This is a genomic window from bacterium (assembly GCA_031082185.1).
Taxonomy (GTDB): domain Bacteria; phylum Sysuimicrobiota; class Sysuimicrobiia; order Sysuimicrobiales; family Humicultoraceae; genus VGFA01.
The window spans coordinates 1-4,221 of the sequence record JAVHLI010000032.1; the positions used below are offsets into that span (position 1 = coordinate 1).

A 4,221-nucleotide genomic window follows, 5' to 3' on the forward strand; every position below is an offset into this window, starting at 1 on the left:
GGTCTGCAGGTGGTTCAGGTACCGGGTGTAGCCGGCCCGGGACATGAAGTTCATCGCTGCGCTGAAGGGGGTGAGGGTGGCCACGTTCGGAGACGGCTGAGCCGACGCTACACCCACGAACGCTGCCGAGAGCATCGCAACGGCAAGGACGATGACCGCGAGCGTCTTCATGGCTTTTCTCCTCTCCACTGGATTCTGACTTGCTTTGATGTACGTAGATCGCACGCTTAGGATCATCTGAACCGGCCCCTGTTCAGTTGCCGGACGATCCAGAGAAACACCACGGCCCCGACGAAGGCCACCACGATCGAGCCGATGTTGAGGCCGGTGACGCCGGCGCGGCCGAAGTAGCTGAAGATCCACCCGCCCACGAACGCGCCGATGACCCCGACGATAAGATCCCCGACGATACCGTGGGGGCCCTCACGCATGACACTCTTCGCCAGATAACCGGCGATAATCCCGACGATTACCCAGACCCAGAACACACTCATCTCGAACACCTCCTTTGCCATCTGTCGTCCAAACGAAACGTACCACGATGAGAATGTGCCGTCTGTTCAATACTGCTCACAGTGGCTTGTTGCTCCCCCACATATGCAACTGGTGCCAGCCACACGATCCGCAAAGGATGATGGGGGTCCCACCGAAGCGGGACCCCCAGGATCTCTTCGGCGTGCTTTGTGTACTCGCTAGCTCTCTGTCCCAGCTAGGAGGACCTGTAGTTCGGCTCCTCCGACATCCTGACGATGGCATTTCCTTCCTGCCAAGGGTATGGCCATACGCGGGCCAGAGTCGCCCTTACTGTGACGGCTTCGGAGCGCCGGCCCAGCGGGTCGATGGTCACGGCCGTGATCGTGAGTTCGGCGTTGGAAATGCGCACCGTCGTGCTGAGACTCACCGCCCAGTCGCCCGCCGCGTCTGCGGTCGTCGTGACCTTTCCGTAGGTGCCCTTCAGACTGAATGCCAGCAGCGCGCCCTGGTAGTCAACCTGAACCTCGACCCGATACCCGGGCGTTGCCTTGCCCCGAATCACGACCGGGGATCCCAGACGTGTCCCAGCTGCCGGGGAAGTGATAACGGGCGGCGCCACGCCTTCGGTCGCCACGACCATCAGCCGTGCGACTGCCGCCTGGCTCGTGACCCCGTCCTTGGTCAACCTGACGATGATGCGCGCGTTCTGCGCGGCGCCTTGTTCTCGCCGCTGGATCGTGTGCGAGCCGACGTATACGCCCCGCTGATTGGCGGCTTCGGCCATGGGAATGTTCTCTTCGACGCCCTCGATCGTGAAGGAGGCCTGACCGCCTGGTTCGCCGAGCATGCGGACGGTCAGGACGTCGCGCGCTCGCAGCGGCGTGGTAGGGCTTACCGTAACGGAGTGGATAAGCGATGTCTGCGAGACGGCGGTCGTGAACGTATACTCCTCATCGGTGACGTTGCCGGCCTTATCGGCCAGGATCACGCGGACCAGCACGCGCCCTGCCAGGGCTTCCGGCGGGCTGTAGGCGAGAGCGGTCTCGGTGATCGAGACCCGCGCCGTCACGTTCTGGTTGTTAACGAACAGCCGGCTGCGGGCCGGGTCAATGCCCGACCCGGTGTCATTGAAGACGATGAGGATGTTGGGCCGGACGTTGTTCACCGTCTGACCCTTCTCGGGGAAGCGCTGGACGATTTGGGGCGCGGTGCCGTCAAGCGTCACCCGGGTTCCAGCCTGAACGAGCGGAGCTTCCTGCCCGCCGACACGCAGTCGTCCTACGACGACGGCTGCGCCCACATTGTCCTGAGTGCGGACCGTGTAGATTCCCTGGTAGACTCCGGGCGAGACCTGACGCATTGCGACGTCGGAGTCGACGCCGAAGATGTCGAAAGTGGCTGTGCCTCCGGGTGTTCCCCTGAGGGTGACGGTCAGATGGGAGCCGGCGCGGAGCGGCGCCGTCGCGTTGTGGCTGAAGGAAGTGATCTGGACGCCTCCGGCGGGAGGCCGGGGCGGCTGGGCCCCCGATGCACTCGCCTGGACGACCAGGACCTGGCTGGTCTGCGGGTTCAGGTGCAGGCGGACTTCCATGCCCACCCGCAGTTGCTCGCGCGTCGCCTCCTGGTTATTAACAACGACCCGCACGCCGTCGGCGAATGTGAAGACCTGTCCGTCGGACAGAGCGAGGGACCGGCTGGTGATAGCGTCGATCCGGCCGGAGACGGTACGCACGGACACCCGGACCAAGATCGCGCGGCCAGCGCTATCGGCCGTTACGCGGACGACGTCTCCTGGGCGGATCTGGTCGGGGCTGATCGTATCACTGCGTCCCGTCCCGACATCCAGGGCCGTAAATGTCGTGTCGGATGTCAGCGTGAACGTGCGGATGGTACCATCTTCCTCTACGAGAATCCGCTGCCCGTCAACGCGCAGGACGCGACCCTCGACGACCGATGGCGCCACGGGCGCCGGTTGTTGCGGCACGGGCGTCCGTCGCGGCACGCGCACGGGCGGCTGGACCGGCAGGGCTGTGGTCCCTGAGGTGATGGTTACGACGCGGGTGGCGTTATCCCAGTCCACCTGAGCCCCCATCGCCTCACTCACGAAGCGGAGGGGCACGAGTGTTCGCCCCCCAACGATCGTTGCAGGGACATCGAGGAACACCACGCGGCCGTCTACGGTCGCCTGTCGGCTGCCGATGGCCAGCTGCACCTGTGTATCACCGCGCTGCGCGGTGACAACGTTCGTTGCAGGGTTCCACAACACGGTGGCTCCAAGGTACTCGAAGACGCCTCGAAGCGGAACGAGAACCCGGCCGCCGGCCATGATCGGCGACTGGTCAAACCTCATCAGTTGGCCGTCGACCACTACGCGCGCAGTCTGCGCAAGGGCCGGGACGGCCGGTAGGGCGACAACGGCAAGGATCAAACCCAGAGCGACTGAAATGAAACGCAGTATCATGTGCGATTCCTCCATTCCGGGCTGACGGGAGTCAAGCGGGTCATCCGTATCTGCTCGCTCACCGTCGCCCTCCTTCGAGTCCACATCTTTTTGGGGGTGGAGGAGACAACCGTCCCCTCCTTTCGTACCTGAGTGCGGTCGGAGCGCAGATCGCCCCGGCCTGGCGGGTCGTCTGGACCTCGTTCTCGCGCCCGTCTACTGCCTGAAGCCGTGCGAAACTCCCGTCCGGGTGATGATGCCGCCAGCCGGGTTCGGGGCACAGTCGTTTACGTTGACCCACCCGCCGTTGCGGTTGCCGGCGAACACCATCAGGTGCGTCGCGCCGTCGTCGCTGCCCATCGCGCTCAGCGGTGTCGTCACGGTCAGCGTGCTGCCGTAAACGGACACCGTGGCCTCCCCAGTTACCACCCAGGAGGCGTTGATCACGTTGTAGTTGCCGTTCACCAGCCGGTCGGCCGGCGCGCCACCACCCTGGCCAAGCACCAGGAAGTCCAACCCCGGCGTAGACCCCTGAGCGCCGCAGTCCATGGCTCCGCCCGTCGCAGGGTTCTTGTCGGTGTCGAAGCCGACGTTGAACGCCAGCTGCGCCCCGCCGACGTCCGGGCCGCTGCCCGGGGGCGGTAGGGTTACGACGGCGGTGAATACGATCTCGGCCTCCAGGGTGTCATAGCTGCCGTACGGCGGGTTGTCAATGCGCCGGGTCTCGATCCGGAGGACGTCGCGCACGATGGCGGGCCCTATTGCATCGCCGGCCCCGTCGAAGTGCTGGCCGACGATCGTGGGGAGCTGCACGGTCCCCAACGTGCCGCAGGCGGCGACGAGTAGGACCGACGTTGTCAGCAGGACAACGAATCGAATCACGGGTGCTCACCTCCTCAGTTTGTGTGACAGGTCCCCGGATACCCTGCTGCCAGAGCCGTCTCGCAGTCCTCCTTTCCCCGGGGGCGCTCTCATAGACATGAGTAAACCGGGCCGCGTTGAACGAGAGCTGAAAGGGCTGGGTTTGCGCCCCACCCATTGAGTGTGGACCTCCGCTGATCCGTCATCACGCTCAAACCAGCATCAATGAATACGTTCGAAGCATGCCAAAGGTTTCCAGTAGACGGGCGAATCGGAAGTCCGGGTCGAGATCGCGCGTTCGCTTCTTCGTCACTCTCCACCCCCCGAAGAACTCGACGTCGGTCCAGACGTCCACACTGCTACACCGGCTCGTGACCGATACGGTTGGCCGCCAGAGGTGCAGCCTATCGGAAGAAGATCAGCCAGACAAGGACAATCAAAACCAC

General features: G+C 64.3%; 3 protein-coding genes. All 3 read right to left on the bottom strand.

Features of this window, described 5'->3' with window-relative positions:
* Positions 1-233: 233 nt before the first annotated feature.
* A complete protein-coding gene (locus tag RDU83_13920) occupies positions 234-494 on the bottom strand; it encodes a GlsB/YeaQ/YmgE family stress response membrane protein (GenBank protein ID MDQ7842098.1) in 261 nt (86 codons plus the stop codon).
* Between the two features lie 215 nt (positions 495-709).
* A complete protein-coding gene (locus RDU83_13925; GenBank protein ID MDQ7842099.1) occupies positions 710-2,935 on the bottom strand; it encodes a copper amine oxidase N-terminal domain-containing protein in 2,226 nt (741 codons plus the stop codon).
* 195 nt (positions 2,936-3,130) lie between these two features.
* Positions 3,131-3,796, bottom strand: coding sequence for a hypothetical protein (locus tag RDU83_13930; protein MDQ7842100.1), 666 nt, complete (start codon positions 3,794-3,796; stop codon positions 3,131-3,133).
* Positions 3,797-4,221: the final 425 nt, after the last annotated feature.

Coding starts and splice junctions, on each gene's coding strand:
- RDU83_13920 (MDQ7842098.1), bottom strand. CDS start 494: ATGAGTGTGTTCTGGGTCTGGGTAATCGTCGGGATTATCGCCGGTTAT.
- RDU83_13925 (MDQ7842099.1), bottom strand. CDS start 2,935: ATGATACTGCGTTTCATTTCAGTCGCTCTGGGTTTGATCCTTGCCGTT.